This window comes from Thermobrachium celere DSM 8682, from assembly GCF_000430995.1.
GTDB lineage: Bacteria > Bacillota > Clostridia > Clostridiales > Caloramatoraceae > Thermobrachium > Thermobrachium celere.
Genome location: NZ_HF952006.1, coordinates 1 through 2,703, shown reverse-complemented (window position 1 = coordinate 2,703; position 2,703 = coordinate 1). Strand labels below are relative to the sequence as shown.

General features: G+C 52.7%; 2 rRNA genes. Both read left to right on the top strand.

Annotation, left to right across the window (positions count from 1 at the left end):
- A 16S ribosomal RNA gene (locus TCEL_RS00400) occupies positions 1 to 593 on the top strand; the annotation flags it as partial.
- Positions 594 to 815: 222 nt separating this feature from the next.
- Positions 816 to 2,703 (top strand): 23S ribosomal RNA (locus tag TCEL_RS00395); the annotation flags it as partial.

Here is a 2,703-nt window from a genome sequence, read left to right as displayed (position 1 = left end):
GGTTTAATTCGAAGCAACGCGAAGAACCTTACCAGGGCTTGACATCCACCGAACCCTGTGGAAACACGGGGGTGCCCTTCGGGGAAAGGTGAGACACGTGGTGCATGGTTGTCGTCAGCTCGTGTCGTGAGATGTTGGGTTAAGTCCCGCAACGAGCGCAACCCTTGCCTTTAGTTGCCAGCACTTCKGGTGGGCACTCTAAAGGGACTGCCTGGGTTAACCAGGAGGAAGGTGGGGATGACGTCAAATCATCATGCCCCTTATGCTCTGGGCTACACACGTGCTACAATGGCCGGTACAATGAGTTGCAAACCCGTGAGGGGGAGCTAATCTCAAAAACCGGTCCCAGTTCGGATTGTAGGCTGCAACTCGCCTACATGAAGCCGGAGTTGCTAGTAATCGCGGATCAGCATGCCGCGGTGAATACGTTCCCGGGCCTTGTACACACCGCCCGTCACACCATGAGAGCCGGCAACACCCGAAGCCAGTGGGCTAACCCGCAAGGGAGGCAGCTGTCGAAGGTGGGGCTGGTGATTGGGGTGAAGTCGTAACAAGGTAGCCGTAGGAGAACCTGCGGCTGGATCACCTCCTTTCTAAGGGTTTAATAGCTCTCGCTGTTTAGTTTTGAAGGGCCGAAATCCTGAATGGATTTCGGCGGGCAATTTAGCTAACGAAGTTAGCGTCTAAATTGCCCGGGAGCCGAAAGGCCGAAGTCCCTTCAGATTGAAGACGCTTTAAGATAAGGAACGTCTTTGAGAATAAGTAAAACAGTTCTTTGAAAACTGCACAGCCAAAGGTAACAAGTTCTTTGTAACGATCAAGCTACAAAGGGCGCATGGTGGATGCCTTGGCACCAGGAGCCGATGAAGGACGTGGTAAGCTGCGAAAAGCTGCGGGTAGCCGCAAACAGGCTGTGATCCGCAGATGTCCGAATGGGGGAACCCGCATGGCTAACGCCATGCATCCTTAGCTGAATCCATAGGCTAAGGAGGGCACACCCGGGGAACTGAAACATCTAAGTACCCGGAGGAAAAGAAAGAATAATCGATTCCCTAAGTAGCGGCGAGCGAAAGGGGAGGAGCCCAAACCAGAGGAAACTCTGGGGTTGCGGACAGGTCAAGAAAGCGAAGGAGTTCTTAGCCGAATAGGTCTGGAAAGGCCAGCCACAGAAGGTAAAAGCCCTGTAGGCGAAAAGGACTTTGAGCGAGACCTGATCCAGAGTACCACGGGACACGAGGAACCCTGTGGGAAGCAGGGAGGACCACCTCCCAAGGCTAAATACTACCTGGTGACCGATAGCGCATAGTACCGTGAGGGAAAGGTGAAAAGAACCCCGGGAGGGGAGTGAAATAGAACCTGAAACCGTGTGCCTACAAGCAGTCGGAGGGCGTTAAGGCCTGACGGCGTGCTTTTTGTAGAACGAGCCAGCGAGTTACGGTATGTAGCGAGGTTAAGCACTTAAGGTGCGAAGCCGTAGGGAAACCGAGTCTGAAGAGGGCGTTAAGTTGCATGCCGTAGACCCGAAACCGGGTGACCTATCCATGGACAGGGTGAAGGTGAGGTAAAACTCACTGGAGGCCCGAACCACGTTGGTGTTGAAAAACCATGGGATGAGCTGTGGATAGCGGAGAAATTCCAATCGAACTCGGAGATAGCTGGTTCTCCCCGAAATAGCTTTAGGGCTAGCCTCGGGTTAGAGACATGGAGGTAGAGCACTGAATGGGCTAGGGGCCGTCTAGGTTACCGAACCTTATCAAACTCCGAATGCCATAGTCTTGATGCCCGGGAGTCAGACTTAGAGTGATAAGATCCTAAGTCAAAAGGGAAACAGCCCAGACCATCAGCTAAGGTCCCAAAGTGCATGTTAAGTGGTAAAGGATGTGGGACTTCTAAGACAACCAGGATGTTGGCTTAGAAGCAGCCATTCATTTAAAGAGTGCGTAATAGCTCACTGGTCGAGAGGTCCTGCGCCGAAGATGTCCGGGGCTCAAACATGCCACCGAAGCTATGGATTTGGTACCGTTGCTAATGCTTATATGGTAGAGAAGACAGAAAAGAGAGGACATCTTTATGCTGCTACGCAGCGAAGCGAAGGAGCAGCATTAGATACAACAAGCTAAAACATGCCATGTAGGCGATAGCAACGGTACCAAATGGTAGGGGAGCTTTCTTAGTGGGTTGAAGTCAGACCGTGAGGACTGGTGGACTGCTAAGAAGTGAGAATGCTGGCATAAGTAGCGAGAAATAGGTGAGAATCCTATTCGCCGAAAACCTAAGGTTTCCTCAGGAAGGCTCGTCCGCTGAGGGTTAGTCGGGACCTAAGCCGAGGCCGAAAGGCGTAGGTGATGGACAATCGGTTGATATTCCGATACCACCAGCAGCCGTTTGAGAGATGGGGGGACGCAGGAGGATAGGCTGAGCACACTGCTGGATATGTGTGTCCAAAGCACAAGGTATGCCTCTTAGGCAAATCCGGGAGGATAAGCTGAGTGCTGATGGGGAGCCGTAAGGCGAAGCAGCCGATTTCACACTGCCGAGAAAAGCCTCTATCGAGGATGCTGGTGCCCGTACCGCAAACCGACACAGGTAGGTGAGGAGAGAATCCTAAGGCGAGCGGGAGAACCCTTGTTAAGGAACTCGGCAAATTGACCCCGTAACTTCGGGAGAAGGGGTGCCTACCGAAAGGTAGGCCGCAGAGAATAG